The sequence below is a fragment of the Croceibacterium selenioxidans genome (genome assembly GCF_018599195.1).
GTDB classification, from domain to species: Bacteria; Pseudomonadota; Alphaproteobacteria; order Sphingomonadales; family Sphingomonadaceae; genus Croceibacterium_A; species Croceibacterium_A selenioxidans.
The window spans coordinates 294468-314773 of the sequence record NZ_JAHFVK010000001.1 but is presented as its reverse complement, the minus strand read 5'-3'; the positions used below and the strand labels follow the sequence as shown (position 1 = coordinate 314773).

Genomic DNA, 20306 nt, shown 5'->3' with positions numbered 1-20306 from the left:
TCTTGCAGCCTGCGTGGCGAGCGCACCGGCCTATGCCGAAGAGGTGACCGTGAGCGCCCCGGCCGGCCAAGCCGAGCAAGCCGCGATCGTCATTGCTCGCCAGACCGGAACCAGCATCGTCATCACCGACCGAGTGATAGCGAAGCGCACTGTCACTGCGATCCGGGGCAAGTTCTCCGCGCAGGAGGCCGTCGCTCGCCTGGCACGCGCCGCAGGCGCCCGCGCTGTACCGGCCGGGTCTAGCGGCTGGCGATTGGTGGCGGCCCAGGCAGCCGCGCCCCGGCGGGCTCCGGCACCCACCTCTCGTCCCATGCCGACAGCGAGCGAAGCACCGCCGGCCGAGCCTTCGGAGATCGTGGTCATCGGAAGCAAGCGCGAAGTGACGCTGGCGAACTACGCGGGCCAAGTGGAGCTTCTCGATGGAGAGGAGCTGGAATTTGGCGGCGTCGGTGGAACCGAGAAGATCATGCAGCGCGTGCCGACGGTCTCGTCGACCTATCTCGGGAGCGGCCGAAACAAGCTGTTCGTGCGCGGGATCGCGGATTCGAGCTTTACCGGGCCGACCCAGTCGACGGTCGGCCAGTATCTCGGTGACTTGCGTCTGAGCTACAACTCGCCTGATCCGGACTTGCGGCTATCCGATATGAAGCGGGTCGAAGTTCTCGAGGGTCCTCAGGGTACCCTCTATGGCGCAGGTTCGCTCGGCGGCATCATTCGCTTGGTCCCGAACGAGCCGGAAATGGGCGTATCAAGTGGATCGGCTATGATCGGCGGCAGCGCGACCCAACACGGGGCGATCGGTGCCGATGCCAGCGCCACGGCGAACCTGCCGCTGGCCGGCGAGCGGGCCGCGCTGCGCTTCACCGTCAACCTGGAAACCCAAGGCGGCTACATCGACAAGCCCTTACTCGGCGAGGAAGATGTCAACCGCACCCAAATCTACAGCGGTCGGGCCATGGCCCGCCTGGCGCTCGGCGGCGACTGGACTGTCGACCTTCTCGGAGTTGCGCAGCAGATCGAAGGCCGGGACAGCCAGTATGCCGACCGCGATGGCCCGCCACTGAGCCGGTCGGCCTCCGTTACCGAAGGCTTCGATACCGATTTTGCCCAAGGCCAACTGGTGCTGACGGGCCGTCTGGGCGACGTGCAGTTCAAGTCCTCAACCGGCATCACCGGACAAAATCTCGAAGAGCGCTACGACGCCACGGCGCCGGGAGAGAATCCGCGCCTTTTTGTCCAGCACAACGACACCCAGATGATCGCGAACGAGACACGGCTGTGGCAGCCGATCGAAGATCGTTTCGGATGGCTTCTGGGAGTAAGCTATACCCACAACCGCACTCGGTTGACGCGCACGCTCGGCGCGCCGAATACGTCGGGCGCCGTCACTGGCGTCACCAACGTCATCGATGAATTCACAGGTTACGGCGAAGGAAGTGTTCGTCTGCTGGATGGCCTGATCGCGACCGCGGGAGGGCGCTACACCAGCTCGCGCCTGAGTGGCGAAGGCGAAGACGTCGCCGCCGCGTTGGCCTTGTCGATGGCCGCAATCACCTCTTCGCGCACGGAGGAGGTGTTCCTGCCGTCCGCATCGCTGGTCGCCGAGGTATTGCCCGACACCGCGCTCTACTTGCGCTACCAGGAGGGCTTCCGACCTGGTGGACTGGCCATTGCGGGTGATTTCGTCAGTCGCTTCCGCAACGACCGGATCGCCACGCTCGAATTGGGCGCGCGTCATGGCCGTCCCGGCAGCGGCCCGTTCGATCTCGCGGCAAACGTGGCCTATACTCGTTGGCAGGACATTCAGGCCGATTTCATTGACAGCGCGGGGCTGCCGAGCACCGCTAATATCGGTGACGGCAGGATTTGGTCCGCGACCGTCATAGCCGGTGTCGCCGTAACCCCCGAACTCAGGATCGACGCGGGCCTTACCTACAACGACGGCCGGATCGACGAACCGTCCGAGATGTTGTTTGCGCGCCTCACGCAGATCCTCAACTTCCCCAACTTTTCAGGCCGCCTCGATGAGTTGCCTGACGCTGTACTCGAGAATATCACGGAAATACCGAACGTGGCGCGCTTCTCGGGCCGGATTGGGTTCGATTATCGGAGACCCATCGGGAGCAACCTCGAACTCGCCGCGCAGGGTTGGGCGAACTACGTTGGGCGCTCGCGCCTTGGGGTGGGGCCCGAACTTGGCGAGACGCAAGGGGACTATCTCGATACCGGCCTCACCGTGCGGCTCGGACGGGATGATCTCGGAGTTTCGGTCGGTCTGACCAACCTCACTGACGAGGAAGGCAACCGTTTCGCACTGGGAACGCCCTTCGCCGTGGGTCGCGACCAGATCACGCCGCTACGTCCCCGCACGATCCGTCTCGGGGTCGACGCCAACTTCTGAACTTTTTTCCGCCCGCGACAAGGTTCGGGCCAACCGTCTCCGTCTCTCAGTTCGACAACCGACCTGAGGGGACTCCATGTACCGCTACCTGCTAGCCAGCGCTGCCGTTCTTGCGCTCGCCGCGCCCGCTGCCGCCGAAACGATCTCGAATGCCAGGACCCAGCCTGTTCGCACCTCGACGGTGAAGAACGGTACGCCCGATTCAATCACGATCGCCGCCGCCGGCTCGGTCAAGCCAACCTCGGGCACGGCCGTGACGATGGACAGCAATCACGCCGTCACCAACAACGGCGCGATCGCGATCAGCAACGCCAACGGCGCTATCGGAATACTGGCCGCGGCCGGAACCACCGGGGACATCGTAAATTCGGGCACGATCACGATCGACGAACCCTACACGCCCACGGACAGCAATAATGACGGCGACCTCGACGGGCCCTTTGCGCTCGGTTCCAACCGGTTCGGGATCCGTACCGCCGGGGCCCATTCCGGCCAAATCGCCAATAGCGGCACGATCAAGGTCGAAGGCAACGATTCGGCGGGCATCTGGCTAGGCGGCCCGCTGACCGGCGCTTTCACTCATAACGGTACCACCAACGTCCTGGGCGACCGTAGCGTCGCCGTTCATGCCGAAGCGATTACCGGAAACGTCCGGCTGGCCGGTACCGTGACCGCCCAGGGCAAGGACGCCATCGGCGCCCACTTTGCGGGCGACGTGACGGGTGCCATGGTCGTGCAAGGCAACGTCGGCTCGACCGGCTATCGCTACACGACCTCCCCGGCCAACCCTGCCAGTCTCGATGCCGACGACTTGCTGCAAGGCGGCCCTGCCCTGCTGATCGAGGGCAACGTCACCGGAGGCATCGTCCTGGCCGTCGCCCCCAAGGATAACGACAAGAACGACGCCGACGAGGATGATGACGGAATCGAAGATGCCAAGGAGGGCTCGGCCTCGGTCATCTCCGTCGGCGCTGCTCCGGGCATGGTGATCGGCGCGACCAATCGCGACATCGCCATCGGTCCGGTAGCCGGCACTGCCTCGAAGTTTGGCCTCATCGTCGATGGTACGATCGCTGGTAATGGCCTCTATTCCGGTGTGAATGCCACCGGCCTCCAGATCGGCGGGCGTGGCGGCGCGGTAAGTATCGCCAACGGCATGAGCATTTCCGGCACGGTTTCGGCGAAATCCAATGGCGCCAGTGCGACGGCGATACGCTTCGGCGACGGCGCATCCGTGCCGGACGTGCGCATCTCGGGTACGGTAGAAGCAGTCGGCGGCAATGCCGCGACAGCCCATGCCACGGCGATCCTGATCGATCAGGGTGCTTCGGTGCCGGTGATCCGCAACAATGGCACGATCAAAGCTACGGCATCGGGAACCAGCGGTTCGGCAACGGCCATTCTCGATCGCAGTGGCGGCTTGACCCTGATCGAGAACAGCGGAGCGATTTCGGCCAGCGGCGCAGCCACCGATTCCATTCGCAACATCGCCATCGACCTGTCCGCCAACACCAGCGGTGCAACCGTCAAGCAGACGCCCGTCGCGGCGGGAATCACAGCCCCGTCGATCACCGGGGACATTCGCTTCGGCACCGGCAACGACACGCTCGACGTCGCTGACGGGACGGTGAAGGGAAACGTCTACTTCGGCAATGGCAACGATGCGCTGAAACTGTCCGGCGACGCTGTGCAGACAGGCAAGGTGTTCTTCGGAGCGGGTAGCAACACCATGAGCCTCGGCGGCACGTCGAAGTTCGAAGGCATCGCCGACTTCGGTGGCGGGGCGGGAACGCTGACGCTGTCCAGCAAGGCTACTTTCATCGGCGGCCTCGTCAATTCCGGCAACCTCGCAGTCAATGTAACCGGGGGCATCCTGAATGCGACTCAGGCCTCCGCGATCGGATCGCTTGCCGTCGGGGCGGACGGCGTGCTGCTCGCCACCCTCGACAAGAGCCTCGGCAACGGCGCGCTCATCACGGTCGGCGGGACGACGAGCTTCGCCGATGGCGCGACACTGGCGGTGAAGATCGCGGACGTGGAGGATGCCGAGGGGCGCTACCTTGTGCTGCAGTCGGGCTCGATCACTGGCCTTTCGGATATCGAGTTCAATACCGACCTTGTCCCCTTCCTGTTCAAGGCCACCCTCGCGACCAATGCCGGCCCGAACGCAATCGCGGTCGACATCGCCAAGCGGTCTGCTCAGGAGCTGGGTCTCAACCAGTCCCAGTCCGCCGCATACAACGCGGTTTTCGCGGCTCTTAACAACGACGACAAGATCGAAGACGTGTTCCTCGGGATCACGACTGGCGAGCAGTTCCGCGCCACTCTTGGCCAGATGTTGCCCGATCATGCCGGCGGCGCGTTCGAGGGCGTCAGCCTCGGCTCGCGCACATTGGCACGGCAAGTGTTCCAGCCGGCCAACCCGGTCTACTCGCTGGGTGGTCTCGACATCATCCTGAGCACCGCCGGCTGGACCAGCAGCAAGGACATCGGCGTGACCGCCGCCTACGACGTGGGTGGCATGGGCTTCTCTGCGGCCGGCGAGATCGACACGGGTCTTGGCAGCTTCGGTGCTTCGGCAGCCTGGTTCTGGAGTGTCCATGACGATGGCGACCTGCGCGAAGTTGAGTCGCGTAATTGGGAACTGGCGGGCTACTGGCGCGGAAACTGGGGCGACTTCAGCGCGTTTTCCCGCGCGTCCATCGGTCTTTCCAACTTCAGCGGAAGCCGTACTTTCAGTGGCACCGCCAATGGCGAGGCTGTGACAAAGACCGCGAAGGGCGAATGGGACGGCACGGTCTTCACCCTGAGCGGCGGCGCTTCCTACGAAGGTCACGCCGGGAAGTTCTTCTTCCGACCTTCGGTAACGGCCGACTACATCAAGCTTGATGAAGAGGGTTACACCGAGACGGGCGGGGGCAAGGGCTTCGACCTCATCGTCGATGACCGCGACAGCGACCAGTTGGCAGTGAACGGCGGCCTTGCGGTCGGCCTCGACTTCGTCGGCCGCGGCGGTGGCGGGCTGTGGCGTGCGCCGAGCCATGACAATCGTTGGTTCCGCGTCGAAGCCGAAGGCGGCTGGCGGGAAATAGCTGGTGGCACCCTCGGTGCGACGACCGCGCGCTTCGAGGGTGGCACCCCCTTCACGTTGCAGCCGGAACAGTACGACAGCGGCTGGTTTGCGCGCGCCCGGATGATGGGCGGGACAGACCGTTTCGAAATGGACGGGGAGGTCGGCGTGGAAGACCGCAACGGCAACACCGCCCTATCCCTGCTCGGCACGCTGCGCATCGGTTTCTAGGACCCCCCCCCGCCTCTCCGTGGCGACGGCCACGGAGAGGCGAAACCCGCTGGGTTTCACTGGGCTCTACACCGCGGTCGTGTGGACGGAGACCTCCATGCGGTCGAACGCATTCGCCGGGCCTGCCCACGCTCCGGAAACAGGACAGGCCTTCTCCTGTTCGCGGGCTACCGCAACGGGGATGTGCTCACTCCCGACCATCTTGTTGTTGGTGGGATCGAACCCGTGCCAGCCGGCGCCGGGTATGTAGATCTCGGTCCACGCGTGCGAGGCACCGTGCTGACCTTCGCTTAACTGGATGTAGCCGGTGACAAAACGCGCGCCAAAGCCCCAATACCGCGCCGCCTCCATCATCAGCACCGCAAAGTCGCGGCAGGATCCCGTGCCAAGCGAGAGCGTTTCGCAGGGCGGCTGAGTTCCGTGTTCTTCGCGGTTCATGTATTTGAACGAGCTGTAGATATGCGAGTTGAGCATGCCGAGAAGATCGAACGTCTCCATAATCTCGCCGCTGCCGTGACGGTAAAGATCCTCCAGCCAATCGTGCAGCACCGTGCCGTCGTAGGGATAGCTGGGTAGGCGATACTGGATCAGTTCGATCTGCTCTTCGGGTGCATATTGGAATGGGAAAAGACGCGCGTAGGGCTCGATCAGGCATTCGATGGGACTATCGCGCAGGTAGTCGATCTCCGCTTCGCCCATGATGCTCAACTTGTCCGACGGCTCCATGAACGTAAGGATGGCGATGGAGTTGTTGTAGATGTCGCGCAACCAACGCACGGTCGCTTCCGGCTCAACTTCGAGACGGCCATCGACGATGCGGATGTCGTGTCCCTCACGCGGGCGCATCATGATGCGATGCGGTCCGAATGAAACCGGGGTGTTATAGAAATACTCTGTCTTGTGAGAAATCTTGAGACGTTTCACGACATCTCGCCTCTTGACTGGGGCCCCATGCAGCCGGCCGCGCCTATAGGCTCGTCACGCCAACACCTGGCCTCGAAGCTTCGTGAATTCTTCCGCATTGATCACGCCGGATGCCTTGAGCTTTTCCAGCTTCTCCAACTCATCCGCCCGACTGTAACCGACAAATTCGCGCAACTCGGTGCGGGCCTGACTTCGCTGGAGGTCATTGCGTTCCGCCATGCCTCTCGACTGCGTCAACAAATAGAGAAATACGCCCAGGAATGGCGTGATGAAGAGCAGGATGACCCACAGCACTTTCTTGAACCCGCCTGCATCACCCCGGCGGATGAGATCGCCAATCACCGTGATCAAAAGCCAGAACCACATGACGAACGCGAAAATGATAGTAACACTCACGAGGAACGACCAAAGATTTTGCCACATCAGACTTCCCTTTCGGCTGATGAGACAATGAATATCGCGCGCCCTTCCAATTGATTATCGGGATAAACCCGAACGAGCGGTCGGGTTCTGTCTGAGGCATCTCAAGGGCTCAAAACAAACCGGTGTCAGGGCAAGCGATTCTTTTGTCTCGCTCCGTACTAGCCGGAGGATCCTGCATCAGCCGGGGCAGCCCTGATGGGGGTCCATGGGGTTCGGATAACACATCTTTCCGCCCGATGCGCTGCGATTGAAGTCGTCCAACCCGCGCTTGTTCCTTGTGTTGAAATCACGCCACTCCGCAGCAGTCAGGCAAATTCTGGTGCGGCGAGTAAGTGAGCCTGTCATCTTTTCGGAACGACAGATCTTCTTCTCTTGTTTTGCAGTGTCGGCAGTCGCCTCTTGTGCCGCTTCCTGCGCAGTCGCGGGAACCGCGATCATTGCCAGTACTATGGCGGTTGTGAAGACGTTCTTCATCCCCTACCCCGGCTCTATTATCGGTCATTCCATCTTTAACCGAAATAATATAATTGCTTCCCATCAGTAGCAACGCGCCTGGGCGGAAAGCTAAGGCTATTTCGATACCGGCAAGACCAACACCGGGCATCCGACCTCGCTGATTAGCCGCTCGGTCGTGCTGCCCCTGATGGCATCGAGGAATCCGTTGCGCCCCTCCGTGGGCATGGCGATCAAATTCACGCTGTCGGCTTCCAGCACGAGAGCTTCGACCACCGAGCCCTCGACTGTGCGAACGGGCAGGGGCGCTCCGTTACCATCCTCTACCCGAGGCGCGTCCGTGCCCACGTGCACAAAGTCGAACGTCACCTCCAGCGCGCTCGTCAGCGACTGCAGTTTGGCGATCGCGCCGTTGGGCGAAGGACGGTGATCGACAGGGACCAAAACGATTCCGACCTCCATCACGCCAGAGTCCGAGGCCACAAAAGGACGCGCCTCCGGGCCCAGAACCAGCGTCGGAACCAGCGTTTCCCTCAAGATCTCGGCGGAAACGGATCCCTTTAGCCACCTCTCGAGACCGGCATGCCCACGGCTGGCCATCACCAGCAGGTCGGGCCGATGTTCGTGCAGATAGTTGGATAACCCGTCGCCCGCGTCGCCATCCCGGATATCGACCTTGCGCACTTCGACACCGGTGGTCGCCAGGATGTCCTCCACCGGCGCATCCTCAGCCAGGTAGTTCCATCGATGCAGCACTTCGCGAACGCGCGGAAACGCCTGCCATCTGGGAGGCTCTTCCGGATGGCGCACATGCAGCAGGTCGAGGCGGCTGCGGTTGAGCATCGCCAATCTCAGCGCGTGTTCGAACGCAGTCGTGCCAGCGTCCGAGAAGTCGGTCGGAAGGGCGATGGAATTGATCATGGGGCGGTTCGTCCCGTTGATGGTGCCACCCAATATGCTGAGGATGAACCCGCCTGTATCTCCGGGATTTTGCTGAGTTCGACGAACTCTAGCTACCGAAACCAATTCCCCGCAAAGTCGCCTCGTCGCCGGTCAGCGACTGTCCTGGTTGGAACCCGTTGGCCTGCAGCAAGTAGGCCACCACCGCGAGGTATTCCGTCTCGGGCAGCGATCCCCCGGCACCCGGGGGCATTGTGGTGCGCACGAGGGTGACAAAATCAGCCATGGTCCGCCCGCGCCAGTTGGCGAGGAAGGCGGCGCCCTGGACTGGAGGCGCACCGGGCCCGGGCGTGAAGGTTGCGCCGTGACAGGCGGCGCAACGGGTTTCGTAGACCGCCTTGCCGGCCGTGGCCTGGGCGAAACCGAACACGCCGTCGCTCACGTTCCGCGACGGTGCCACATCTAGCGCGGGATCGTTGGTGGTCACCCTCGCCGCGGGATCGATCGGGGCCTTCACCGGACCACGATGACCTATTCCCGCGTCCGGCAAGGCAAAAACGTAAAGCGTGTTCTGTCCGCCGTGGATCAGTTCGGGCGTGAATACATCGCTGAGCCAGCGCCCGGTGGAGACGGCGAGGTATTGGTGCCCATCGACCTCGAACGTTGCCGGATAGCCGGTGACGGAAGAGCCGAGATTGACCTCCCACAGGATCGCGCCGCTCCGGTCGTCCATGGCCCGGAAGCGCCCGCCGGCGTCCCCGGCGAAGACGAGTCCGCCGCCAGTGGTCATCAGCGACTGCATTCCAGCCCGCTGCGCGTATGTCCATTCGGTCAGGCCGGTGACGGCATTGACCGCATGGATCACTCCGACATTGCCGTCGGCTCCCGGTGCAAGCTGGGCCCGCGCCGCCATACCGTAGACACCGGCCCCGTCTGGGCTGGGCGCCACGGCGGAGACCATGGCGCAGGTGTTCTGCGCCGGGAAGTACAGCGTCTTCGTCAGCGGGCTGTAGGCCGGAGCCTGGTAGTTCGCGCCACCGGAGGCGGAAGGACAGACGAGGGCCGCCTTGCCATATTCGGTGAACACCGTGGCGGGATTGACCGTGACGCGACCTGACTTGCCGTCGATCGCCTGGACCACGTTCTGGTAGATCGTCGGCCGGGCCCAGAGGAACTCGCCGGTCTCGCGGTCGAGGGTGTATACCACCCCGGTCTTGCCCGGCACGCCAGTCAAGACCTTGTAAGTCTTGCCGCGCTTGATCTTCGGATTGATCCAGTTGACCTCGGCCGGATCGGGCGCGACTTCCTCGTCCATAAGCATGCGTGGAAACGGGTGGTCGAGGTCCCAGTGATCGACGATATGCTGGTAATGCCAGACGATCTTCCCGGTCTTCACGTCGAGCGCCAGGGTCGAGTTGTGGTACAGGTAGTCGAAGTCGTTGCCCGCAAGCGAAATCTTGGGCGCCGGGGCGCTGACAGATGTGCCCATGTAGACCAGCTTGAGCTGCGGGTCGTAGCTGGCGATCATCCAGGCGCCGACTTGCTGGCGCTTCTCTTCCGGCACACTGCCCCATGTCGCGCTGTTTGGATCCGTGCCGCGAGCGATCGTGCTGGTGCGCCAGACTTCGCGACCGGTGAGCGCATCATGCGCGGTGATGACGCAAGCGTCCGGCCCGCCTTCGGGTTCGCACGAGCGCCCCGTGATCGCCAGGCCATCGGCGATGATCGGGCCCGAAGACTGTTTGGCACCGCGCTTGTAATCGAGGATTTTCGTCTCCCAGACCTGCTCGCCGGTGCGCGCGTCGAGGGCGTAGATGAAGTCGTCGGAGCTGCTGGCGATGATCAGGTTGCCGTATATAGCGATGTTGCGCTTGGTATCCGGCACGGTGAGGAACTGGCGGACATCCTCCGGTACGGCCCGGCGGTGCTCCCACAGCACGTCGCCGGACTTCGCGTCGATTGCGGCGATCACGTCGCCTGGCTCCGGGAAGTAGAGAACGCCGTCGTGGACCAGCGGCGTGCCCTCTTGTGAGCCGGCGTTGAGCGGCCGTGCCCAGACCAGGCGCAGCTGATTGACGTTCGCGCGGTCGATCTGGTCGAGCGGGCTGTAGCCCCAGGAATCGAGTGTGCGCCGCCAGCTCAGCCAGTCCTTGGGGTCGGGCTGCTGGATCATCGCGTCGGTGACGGGCTCGAACGTAGCACCGGATTGCCCGACGGCTTGCGCGAAAGCCATTGACGCCAGAGCCAATCCCACGACCGCCTTTGCGGCCATGCGCTTCGCTATCATCCCGTCCCTCCCCGACATGTTTGCGGCGAGACTAGCACGGATTGGCTGCGGCTCTAGTATGCGCGAAAGCTAGCCGGCCCTGCCAACCAGGACGCGGATGCTCGCCTGCTCGTTGCCGGATATCTCCAGGGTGTAGTCGCCCGGCTCGAGCTGGAAGCTGACGACCTTGCGGATGCCCGTGCATTCTGGGCCATGGCCGAACGTCGAGGTCTTCTGCGGCACCCCATTCCGGACCACGTCTACCCAGGCGAACGCGCCCAGGCCGACGGAGTACAGCCCGGCCTCGGTCACTGAGAAGCGGGCCATGCCCCCGAACGATTTTGCTTCCCCCGCGCCTTGCGGCAGGGTCTGGTAGGCCACCTCGCCATCAGGGTGCAGCTGCAGTTCGACAGCTTCCCCCGCCGCGAAGTGTGCCTGCTCCAGGTCTTCGGCCTTGGTCACTGACGGCAGTGCGCGTGGCTCCGACCAGCTCGAGAAATGCGGTGGTGGCGCGGTGGGCGCAGGCGGACAGGCTTCGGGCTCCGCTGCCGTCGTGCCGGTTGCGGTCAAGAGCGCAAACGCAGCCAAAATAATTCTCATCGAACCCCCTTCACATACTATATCTTGCTGAATATAGCGCGCGCCATATTCGTCAGAATACAGCATTGCAAGCCGCAACGCTGATATCCGTAAAAGGGAGGAATTTCGTGCGTTTACGCCTGCTGCCCGCTGCTGCCTGTGCCGTTAGCCTTTTGCCCATCGTCGCTCATGCCCAAGAGGCGTCCGCGGATGACACCGCCTTCGGTCTCGGCCAGATCATCGTGCGCGCTCCCGCCCGGGAAGACGCGGTGATCGGCAGTGAGACCATCGACCAGGAAGCGATCGAGAGCTTTTATCGCAATACGCTCGACGAAGCCGCCAGCCTCCTGCCCGGCGTCAACGCCTCGAACTCGGGCGGATCGCGCAACGAGCGGCTGCTGTTCGTCCGCGGCTTCGACCGTTTCCAGGTGCCACTCTCGATCGACGGCATCCGGGTCTATCTCCCGGCCGACAACCGGCTCGATTACGGCCGCTTTCTCACCCCCGACCTTGCCGAGATCCAGGTGGCCAAGGGCTATGCTTCGGTTCTCGACGGCCCAGGTGCCATGGGCGGCGCGGTCAACCTGGTGACCCGCAAGCCTACCCAGGAATTCGAAGCTGAGGCCCGCGGATCGCTCGACCTCGACCGCGACCTGGGATACGCCGGTTACACGGCCTTCGCTCTGGTCGGCACCCGTCAGGATAAGTGGTACGCCCAGGCGAGCTATACCCGGAACGAGCAAGACCACTGGGACTTGCCAGGCAGCTTCGCCCCGACAGCCAGCGAAGATGGCGGCGAGCGCGATTTCTCGCAGACCGAAGACTGGCGTTTCAACGCCAAGGTCGCCTTCACCCCCAACGCAACCGATGAGTACTCGATCAGCTACACCCGCCAGGAAGGTTCCAAGAACGCCCCGCTCCACGTGTCCGACACGGTCGCGAGCCAGCGCAACTGGAGCTGGCCGTACTGGAATATCGACAGCATCTACTGGCTCTCGACCACGGCGATTACCGATCAGCTTACGCTCAAGACCCGCGCCTATCGCAACGGGTTCGACAACCTGCTGAGCGCGTTCGACGACGCGACCCAGACCACCCAGACCCGTCCACGCGCGTTCAATTCGTACTATGAGGACGAAGCTTGGGGAGGTTCGGCCGAGCTTGGTTATGCCTTCAGCGACACCGACTTGCTCAGCATCGCCTTGCACTACCGGAGCGACGAGCACGTCGAATTCCAGCAGTCCTTCCCGAGTGGAGCGGTGGAGCCGCCCCAGACCAACAAGGAAGACACCTAGAGCATCGCCGGTGAGTATTCAGGCCAGTTGGCACCCGCCTTCACCCTCACGGTCGGGGCGAGCTACGACTGGCGAAATCTCAAGCGGGCGGAAGAGTACGGCACAGTGCCGGGCGGCGGCTCGACGCCGGTGCTGTTCGATTATCCCATCCGCGATGCCGATGCCTACAACGTGCAGGGCCGCCTGGAATGGCAGGCGAACGAAACCACATCGCTCTACGCCAGCATTTCCTCCCGATCCCGCTTCCCGACGATCTTCGAACGCTTCAGCTCGCGCTTTGGCGGCGCCGTGTCCAACCCCGATCTCGAAGCCGAGCGGGCGGTGAACTACGAAATAGGCGCAACGACCGACGTCGGTAAGGTCCATGCCGAAGGCGCGTTGTTCTACTCGGACATCTCGAACGCGATCGTGTCTTTCCCGTTCATTTACGAAGGTCAGGCCGTCTCGCAGAGCCGAAACGTGGGTAGCGCCGAGTACTACGGGCTCGAGCTGTCGCTCGACGCTCGCATCGCCGCCTCGCTCACCGCGGGTGCCAACTATACCTTCATCAAGCGAGACTACGAGGACCCTTCGAACGCCGCGTTCGAGCCGACCGGTGTGCCGACCCACAAGGGTATCGTCTACGTCGAATGGCAGCCAGTCGAAGGGCTCCACGTCCTGCCGAACGTGGAGTTGGCCTCGGACCGCTGGACGGTGAATACCGCGGGCACGACCTACTATCGCACCGGCGGTTATGTGCTGGCGAACTTCCGTGTCGACTACGACGTGACCGACAAGGTCACTCTAGGCGCTGGAGTACGCAATGCGTTCGACGAGCTTTACTATCTGACCGATGGGTTTCCGGAGCCGGGTCGCCGGTTCTACCTGACGGCGCGCGTCCGGACCTGACGGCAAAAAATCGGGGGGCGGCTCTGCGCGGCCGCCCCCGACCCCCCATTGTAGATCGTACAGTCCTCTCCCTATGGAAGAGGCGTTCTTCAATCCAACCCCAGGGCCGCTTTGACTGCGGCCCAGGAGACCAGCTTGAAGTTTTGCGCGGCAGGCTGGTTGTGGCCGTCCTGCGCGATGAAAAGGCCGTCGGGAAAGTCAGGCCCGAAGCTTCCGCCAGCAAGTTCGATACCGTCGGTTTCCTCGACCGATCCGACCCGACCGCCAGCAATCTTGAACCGACCGAGCGGCGTCATCTCGGGAAGCGCAAAGACGGCGTAGGCATTGTCGCCCTGGCTGGAAGCTACCAGCACTGCCCGATTCTGGGTGCGAAGCAGAGCCAGGCCTTCGACATCGGCAACGAGGTATTTGTTGTCGATCGGCGCGACCAGGGCACCCTCGGTCGAACCGGGAGCGAACTTCCAGATACCGACGTCCTCCTCACCCACGTAGAGGGTCCCATCGGAGGGATCCGCCACGCACCCTTCGGTCTGGGTGGCGAGTTTCATCGTCCGCTGCGGCTCACCCGTGGGCGCGCCATTGAGGTTGATCCGCACTTCGTGGATCGTGCCCTCCTTGAGCACGGAATAGGCAATCAGGTCGTCGCCATTCCGCCAGAGGCAAACGCCATAGCCTTCACCGGTGCCGCCCGACACCGCGCCGAGCGGTTCGAGACGCGCATTGGCCGTATCCAGCCGCCAGATGCGCAACTTGGCGTTCATCGGATCGTTGCGGTCGCTCGCGACGACGATGACTCGGCCGTCGGGCATGGTGGCCAGGTCGACGTTGTTGAGCAGGCCCGAATTGTCGGTGAAGCGAGTCCGGCCGCTGAGGTCGTAGACCAGGAGGCCGGACTTCTTGTCGGTAGCGACGATGAGGCTCGCCGACGGGTCTGTCGCATTGCGCCAGATCGCCGGGTCGTCAGCCGCGTCGGCATTTGCGGTTCCGACCGGCTCGGTCTCAGTCACCGCCGTGACGGCGACCGGCGGCAGGCCTGCGGGCGGCGTGGTGGCACATCCGGCGAGCACGAGGCTCGCCGGAAGGGCCGCGATGACCAGGCCGCGCATCAGAACGCGTACCGGCCGACGAGCTGGAACACCGGTCCCGCCCGTTCGCTCTCAAGTTCGTATTCGTCGAAGGCGCGTACCACCTGGTCTTCGATCGAGTCGAACTTGTTGAAGGCTTCCTTCTTCTTACCGTCGAGCAGGTTCGAACCCACCGCACGGATGGTAAAGCTGTCACCGACGCGCTTCTCGACGAAGATCTCCAGATCCGCCCCGTAAGTGGTAGTCACTTCCTCGGTCAGGACGCGGCCGAAGGCTGAGCCTTGCTTGCGGTAAGTCGCGCCGAACGCAACGCCCACCTTCGGCAGGTTCTGGATCACGCCGAAGTTGTACACCAGGTCCGACTGGTCATTGAAACGACGTTCCCCGAAGACGTCCTCGACCGAGCTGTCGAGCACCGAGAGGTTGCCGAACACACCGGTGTTGGGAAGGCCGATGAAGCCCAGATCTGCCGAAAGGTCGAACTCGATGCCGTAAACCTCGCCGCTGCCAACGTTCTGCGGCTGAAGGACGATGCCGCCCTCTTGGCCGGGAACGGGAACGCCATCCTCGTCGAACACGGTCGCCAGTTCGACCAGATCTTCAACCTTTCGGTAGAACACGTTTACCCCGATTACTCCGGTACGGCCCAGGTGGTGCTCGTAGCCGAAATCAGCGCCCCAAGCCTTCTCTGGCAGAAGTAGCGGATTGCCCTGGAAATCGTTGTCGCCGATTTCCTCCACCAACACCGCGGGCGTAAGATAGTCGAACTGGGGCCGGCGAACGGTACGGGCGCCAGAGAGCGTAAAGCGCCCCATGCCGATGTCGTACTTGAGCGAGGCCGACGGCAGGAAGTGATCGTAATCGTTTTCGACCACGGCATTCTCGATGAGATCCGTGATGCGGGTCCTGGTGCTTTCCCAGCGAACACCGGCTTCCCAACTCACCACGCCATGATCGCCTTCGAACAGCGCGTAAAGGTCGCGCCGCTTCTCGCTGATGGAACTGAGGTCTTCAGCTTCAGGATCGTCGAACGAACCGATGAGGTCGACCGGAGAGTCCGTAAACTGATCCCAGTCGCGGTTATCGAGTCCGCCTTTCTGCTTCGTCTCGGCGATGTTGGTATCGCGATCTTTGTCCTGCAGGAAACCGCCCACCACGAAGTTGATGTCCATCGACACCGGGATCTCGTGATCCAACGCGAATGACAGCTCCTGGTCATCGTTATGCTGAGCGGTGAGTTTGCTCTCCCATTCGGGATCATCGCCCTCTTCAGTGTCGAACGCGAGTTCGGTCTCGGTCGAGTCGACATTGTCGTCGAAGCGCGCGAGGTTCGCCTTGAACGTGGTCTTGCCGAGCGACCATTCATGGGCGAGCTTTGCCGCAAATGCCCAGTTCTCCTGATCGATATCTTCGAGCTGGTGGGCGTCGGTCAGAAGGCCCGGGTTATTGTCGTCTTCGGACTCGACCGGCCCCGGGGTGCCGGAAATGACGTTATACTCGAAGCTGCGCTCGGTCTCTGCACGGTCCGTGCGGACATAGTTGCCGCTGAACTCGACCGTGGTCGTGTCCGACTCAAGAATATAGCTACCGTTGAAGGCGTAGTCGGTGCCGTCGCGAATATCGCTCTGGTCTTCTCGGTTGTCGAAGACGGGCTGGTTTTCACCGTCGTTAGAGTAGCGCAGGCTTAGCTTCTCCTTGGGATTATAGCGTCCCTGCAGGTTTGCGCCGACAAGCACCCGGCCCGGCCCGAGCGCGCCGCCATAGTACAGGCCGAGGGTCGGCTTCAGTTCGCCATCATCGAACAGGATCCCTCCGCCCTTGATATAGCCGCCGTCGAGCGCCAGCGCGTCGCGCAGCTTGATGTTAATCGTGCCAGCCACCGCGTCGCCCGTGCGGCGGGCCGAAGAGGAGCGGACGATCTCGACCTGCTCGATAAGCTCAGCGGGAATACGGTCGAGGAAGAACGAACGGTCTGGATTGGGGCCGGGAACCCTCTCGCCGTTGATCAGGATCTGGGTGTAACCCGGATCGAGGCCGCGTAGGCGCGGGCCGTCGCTCTCGATGACGTCCGAGAGGAAAGTGACCGAGGGAACGCGCTTGAGCGCATCACCGGCGGTCAGCGGCTCGAAGCGCTGGAAGTAATCCTCGTCATAAACGAGAACCGGCTCGGCGCCCTCGCTGCGATTGCGGAAGCCGATGTCGGCCTGAACCACGATCTGGCTGCTGGTCTGCGGCTGCGAAGTTTCGCTCACATCCTCGTCGGCGCTATCAGCGACTTGCGCCTGTGCGGGCAGCGTAAACGCAAGTGCGATCGCGGTGAATGCTGCACCGTTCGAAAGGTGCCCCCAAAGTCTCATTAGTGTCCTCCGTCCATGTGACGAAGGGCCCTCTAGGGACGGCTAATGACGCTTTACGGTCGGTTCGATTGCAGGACTATGACGGTCGACGTTGTGCCTTTTCGGCAACAGCCGTGCCGCCACCGCGTCAGTCCGCTTCCGGTGCTTCCGAGTTAAGCTGGATGTAGTTCTGCAGCCCCATCCGCTCGATCATGTCGAACTGGGTTTCGAGGAAGTCGATGTGCTCTTCCTCACTTTCGAGGATGCGTTCGAATATCTCGCGACTGACGTAGTCTCGCACGGTTTCTGAGTGAGCGATCGCGTCCTTGAGCAATGGGACGGCCTCATACTCTAGCGCCAGATCGGCCTTGAGGATTTCCTCGACCGTCTCGCCCACCTTGATCTTGTGCAGAGCCTGGAAGTTGGGGAGCCCATCGAGAAACAGGATTCGCTCCGCCAAGGTGTCGGCGTGCTTCATCTCGTCGATCGATTCGTGCCGCTCGTACTCCGCGAGCTTCTTCACGCCCCAGTGGTTCAGCGTGCGATAGTGCAGCCAATACTGGTTGATCGCCGTCAGCTCGTTGGTGAGCGCCTTGTTCAGGTAGTCGATGACCTGCGGATCACCTTTCATCGCGCATTCTCCTGCATGCGCGCATTATCCGCCAGCGACACCCCAGGAGGCAACCCTAAACTGGCAGAAAACCCCAGAAATCCTGAGGTTTGCGAATGATTGTCAGGATCGAATCACGCGGCTGCGAGTGCGAGTTGCGAACTGCACAGTCGCTCTTCGAAAATGATCTCGTCAGCCTCTTCAAGGCACTGGCCGCATTGCGGGCGTTTGCCGAGAGTTTCATAGACTCGCTCGGCATTTCCGCAGCTGCGCTGGGCGGCGCGGCGGAGTTCACATTCCCGAACGGCATTGCAAACGCAGATGTACATGACGCGCCCGAACTAATGCGAATGGATCGCAGTAGCAAGCCTTATTTGCGAATGGGCATCAATTTCCAATACGTCAGGCAGCGCCACAACCATTCCAGTGGGCCGTAACGGAAATGTGCGAGCCAGGGCTTGGACCATGCGAGCATCAAAACCCAAGCTAGAAGGACCAATGGCAACATCCCGATTCGATGTAACTGCCCAAACAAGCCGCCCGCCCATCCCTGGAAGACCAGCATCATCAGCATCGAACCACCGAGGTAATTGCTGAACGCCATTCGTCCCGCCGCAACCACCCGGTCACCGAGCCAACCCCGCGCCGCGGTCCGGGACCAAAGCGAGAGCAAGGCGGTGAGCCCCAGAACCATGGGCAAGTGGAGGAACGCAGACAGGCCATTGAATGCAAACTGGGTCAGTAACACGGGGAACCCCGCCCACATCACCCACAGCCCGATCGGTAGGGTCAAGACGGCTCCACCGATAAAGCCGATCCATCCCCAGCGTCGCATCCTCGCCTGATCGAGCCGTCCGTCGAACAAGCCCAGGCGATAAAGGGCCATGCCCACGAGCATGAGCGGTATGGTTTCGACCAAGGCGAAGAACACCAATTCAAAGGGTAGCTCCGGCCCCTCTTCAGTGAGACGCCAGGCTACCAGCTTCGGCCAACTACCGGCCTGCGTCACTTCGATTTCCTCGTTCGCATCCTTGACGAAGCTGGCGGCGCCTTGCTGGGCTTGTTCGTGGGAGATCGGCGTCGGATCGGGAATTCCGGGGAAGCCTTCCGCGGTGACGGCGGTCCCGATCGCTGCCGAGAAGATCAGAGCTCCGGCCAGGAACCAGGCCACCCCGATCCGGAACTGTGTTCGCCCATCCCAACCCGTCATCAGAAGGGCGCCAAATCCGGCGACAGCGTAGAGCAGGAGGATATCGCCGGTCCAAACTAGAAAAGTGTGCGCGAGCCCGAAGACCCCCAGCCACGCGAGCCGCCTGATTTGCAGCTCCGGACCACCGCCCCGCGCCTCCACACGATCGAGGAACAGGATCAAACCGGCACCGAAGAGCAGCGTGAAGACGCCGCGCAGCTTTCCGTCGATCAGGACGAACTGGATCAGCCACACGTACCGGTCGAACGCCGTTGACCCGCCCGGCAGGCCCTCGGGCCAATAGTACGCCAACATGGGATGCCCGTAGGCGACGATGTTGGGGAACAGGATGCCGAGCACTGCGATACCGCGAATGAAGTCGAGCGCCACAATACGCTCAGCCGCACTGACTGGCTGGCTGGGTGTCACGCTCTCGACTTCCAACTCGCTCATGGACTTCCCCGACGGAAGGGGGAGCCATAGGGTGCTTCAGCTCCGGGTCACAAGGCAATCCTGGCCCGAACGTTGGAGCGAGCGGCACGCCTCGTCGGCGGCGGCGCGAGTGGGAAAGCCGCCAGCTTGGAGCTTGGTGACCCGGCCTGAGGGAACCATCAGTCTCTCCGTGCCCTTGAGTTCGGACCGGCTGCTCAACTTGCCCCAAAGCTTCTCCGCATTGCCGGCAACCGAGAACGCGCCCAATTGCACGCGCCATGGGCCGGTGGCGGCCTGAGCGGACTCGCGCGCAGCTCCGGGAGAAACGCTACGTTCTTGGGCCCGTGCCGGCCTTGCTGCGGGGGCATGAGCCTCGATCGACGCCACGACGACGGGTTCTGCTTCCCGCACGTCGGTTCCGCCCGGTGCACTCGCGACTCCATCGGCGCTGCCAAGCGCGAAGTTCGCTCCGGCCTCTGCAGGATTTTCCATGCCCGTTGCGAGGATCGCGTCGTCGAGCGCCGAGCGGGATGCGCTTGCGGGCGGCGACACGGTAGAGACCGCCGAAGGCCCGGCACTAGCCAGCGATGGACCGAGTTCGGCCGCGGTCAGTTCGGTTGCTCGGGCGAGCTGCGCTTCCTCACGCAGTTGCATCGCAAGACCGGCGCCCTGCTGGCGTTGATCGAGCGGGATGGCCTGGTCCATCTCCGAGAGAGCGACAGCCGCTTGAGGCAACCCTGATCCATTGGCCAGAGTGAGAAGGGCATAGGCACGCACCCAGTCGCGGTCCAGCCCGTCCCCGTTGAAGTGCGCCACCCCAAGCAGATATTGCGCGCGCGGGTCCCCGCGTCGGGCCGCTGCCTGCACGTAAGGCAGCGCTGCTTCCCTGCGGCCCTCCTGGAACAGCATCAGGCCATAAGTGTCCGCCGCCCGAATGTGCCCAGCCTCTGCGGCGCGAGCATAGAGTGACTCCGCACGAGCAAAGTCGACGGGCACTCCGCGTCCGAGCCGATAAGCCTGAGCCAGATTGAACATAGCATCGGCATCGCCGTTGGCGGCAGGCGCTTCCCATTCGCGCACGGCCAGGGCGAAATCTCCCCGGCTCCAGGCGTCTACCCCCGCCCTCACGTCGGCCAAGGCGGGCACTGCGCCCAATACGGCGAGCGCCACGGCGGCGGCGCGGACCGGCTTCTTCAGGTCAGGTAACATAAGGCGGCTTACCCA

Annotated in this window: 16 protein-coding genes; 5 read left to right on the top strand and 11 right to left on the bottom strand. The window is 62.8% G+C overall.

Annotated features, from left to right (window positions below):
* Positions 1–13: 13 nt before the first annotated feature.
* Positions 14–2401 (top strand): TonB-dependent receptor, encoded by a 2388-nt coding sequence (locus KK137_RS01540; protein WP_338027921.1) that lies wholly within the window; start codon positions 14–16, stop codon positions 2399–2401.
* Positions 2402–2477: 76 nt separating this feature from the next.
* Positions 2478–5702, top strand: coding sequence for an autotransporter outer membrane beta-barrel domain-containing protein (locus tag KK137_RS01535; protein WP_214534275.1), 3225 nt, complete (start codon positions 2478–2480; stop codon positions 5700–5702).
* A gap of 66 nt (positions 5703–5768) precedes the next feature.
* Here the strand turns inward: KK137_RS01535 and KK137_RS01530 are convergent, their stop codons facing one another.
* The 6 genes from KK137_RS01530 to KK137_RS01505 form a co-directional block, all read right to left on the bottom strand.
* A complete protein-coding gene (locus tag KK137_RS01530) occupies positions 5769–6626 on the bottom strand; it encodes a transglutaminase family protein (protein WP_214534266.1) in 858 nt (285 codons plus the stop codon).
* A 54-nt stretch (positions 6627–6680) separates the two neighbouring features.
* The gene (locus tag KK137_RS01525; RefSeq protein WP_214535882.1) at positions 6681–7049 is read right to left on the bottom strand and encodes an SHOCT domain-containing protein; all 369 of its coding nucleotides are present in this window, start codon (positions 7047–7049) and stop codon (positions 6681–6683) included.
* A 177-nt stretch (positions 7050–7226) separates the two neighbouring features.
* Positions 7227–7523 (bottom strand): hypothetical protein, encoded by a 297-nt coding sequence (locus KK137_RS01520; protein WP_214534264.1) that lies wholly within the window; start codon positions 7521–7523, stop codon positions 7227–7229.
* Between the two features lie 96 nt (positions 7524–7619).
* Entirely contained in the window at positions 7620–8423 is an 804-nt protein-coding gene (locus tag KK137_RS01515; RefSeq protein WP_214534263.1) for a universal stress protein, read from the bottom strand.
* Positions 8424–8511: 88 nt separating this feature from the next.
* Positions 8512–10689 (bottom strand): outer membrane protein assembly factor BamB family protein, encoded by a 2178-nt coding sequence (locus KK137_RS01510; protein ID WP_214534261.1) that lies wholly within the window; start codon positions 10687–10689, stop codon positions 8512–8514.
* A 69-nt stretch (positions 10690–10758) separates the two neighbouring features.
* Positions 10759–11268, bottom strand: coding sequence for a homogentisate 1,2-dioxygenase (locus KK137_RS01505; protein WP_214534259.1), 510 nt, complete (start codon positions 11266–11268; stop codon positions 10759–10761).
* Positions 11269–11375: 107 nt separating this feature from the next.
* Between KK137_RS01505 and KK137_RS16515 the strand changes: the two genes are divergently transcribed.
* Positions 11376–12542, top strand: a complete 1167-nt coding sequence (locus tag KK137_RS16515; RefSeq protein ID WP_338027914.1) for a TonB-dependent receptor plug domain-containing protein — start codon at positions 11376–11378, stop codon at positions 12540–12542.
* 27 nt (positions 12543–12569) lie between these two features.
* On the top strand, positions 12570–13430 hold the full coding sequence (locus KK137_RS16510) for a TonB-dependent receptor (protein ID WP_250893541.1): 861 nt from the start codon (positions 12570–12572) through the stop codon (positions 13428–13430).
* Positions 13431–13519: 89 nt separating this feature from the next.
* On the opposite strand, the gene KK137_RS01495 is transcribed toward KK137_RS16510, so the two are convergent.
* From KK137_RS01495 to bfr, 3 genes are all read right to left on the bottom strand, one after another.
* Complete coding sequence (locus KK137_RS01495; RefSeq protein ID WP_214534257.1) at positions 13520–14536, bottom strand: phytase; 1017 nt, start codon at positions 14534–14536, stop codon at positions 13520–13522.
* The gene (locus KK137_RS01490; protein ID WP_214534256.1) at positions 14536–16872 is read right to left on the bottom strand and encodes a TonB-dependent receptor plug domain-containing protein; all 2337 of its coding nucleotides are present in this window, start codon (positions 16870–16872) and stop codon (positions 14536–14538) included. Before KK137_RS01490 ends, KK137_RS01495 begins: the two co-directional genes overlap by 1 nt.
* Positions 16873–16999: 127 nt before the next feature.
* Entirely contained in the window at positions 17000–17482 is a 483-nt protein-coding gene (bfr, locus tag KK137_RS01485; protein WP_214534254.1) for a bacterioferritin, read from the bottom strand.
* A 95-nt stretch (positions 17483–17577) separates the two neighbouring features.
* Here bfr and KK137_RS16905 point away from each other — a divergent pair, with 95 nt between their 5' ends.
* The gene (locus KK137_RS16905; protein WP_476695912.1) at positions 17578–17898 is read left to right on the top strand and encodes a hypothetical protein; all 321 of its coding nucleotides are present in this window, start codon (positions 17578–17580) and stop codon (positions 17896–17898) included.
* Here KK137_RS16905 and KK137_RS01475 read toward each other — a convergent pair.
* Both KK137_RS01475 and KK137_RS01470 read right to left on the bottom strand, forming a co-directional pair.
* On the bottom strand, positions 17832–19103 hold the full coding sequence (locus tag KK137_RS01475) for a DUF418 domain-containing protein (protein ID WP_214534247.1): 1272 nt from the start codon (positions 19101–19103) through the stop codon (positions 17832–17834). The two genes, KK137_RS16905 and KK137_RS01475, sit on opposite strands and share 67 nt — an antisense overlap.
* A gap of 36 nt (positions 19104–19139) precedes the next feature.
* A complete protein-coding gene (locus tag KK137_RS01470) occupies positions 19140–20291 on the bottom strand; it encodes an SPOR domain-containing protein (protein WP_214534245.1) in 1152 nt (383 codons plus the stop codon).
* Between the last annotated feature and the right edge of the window lie 15 nt (positions 20292–20306).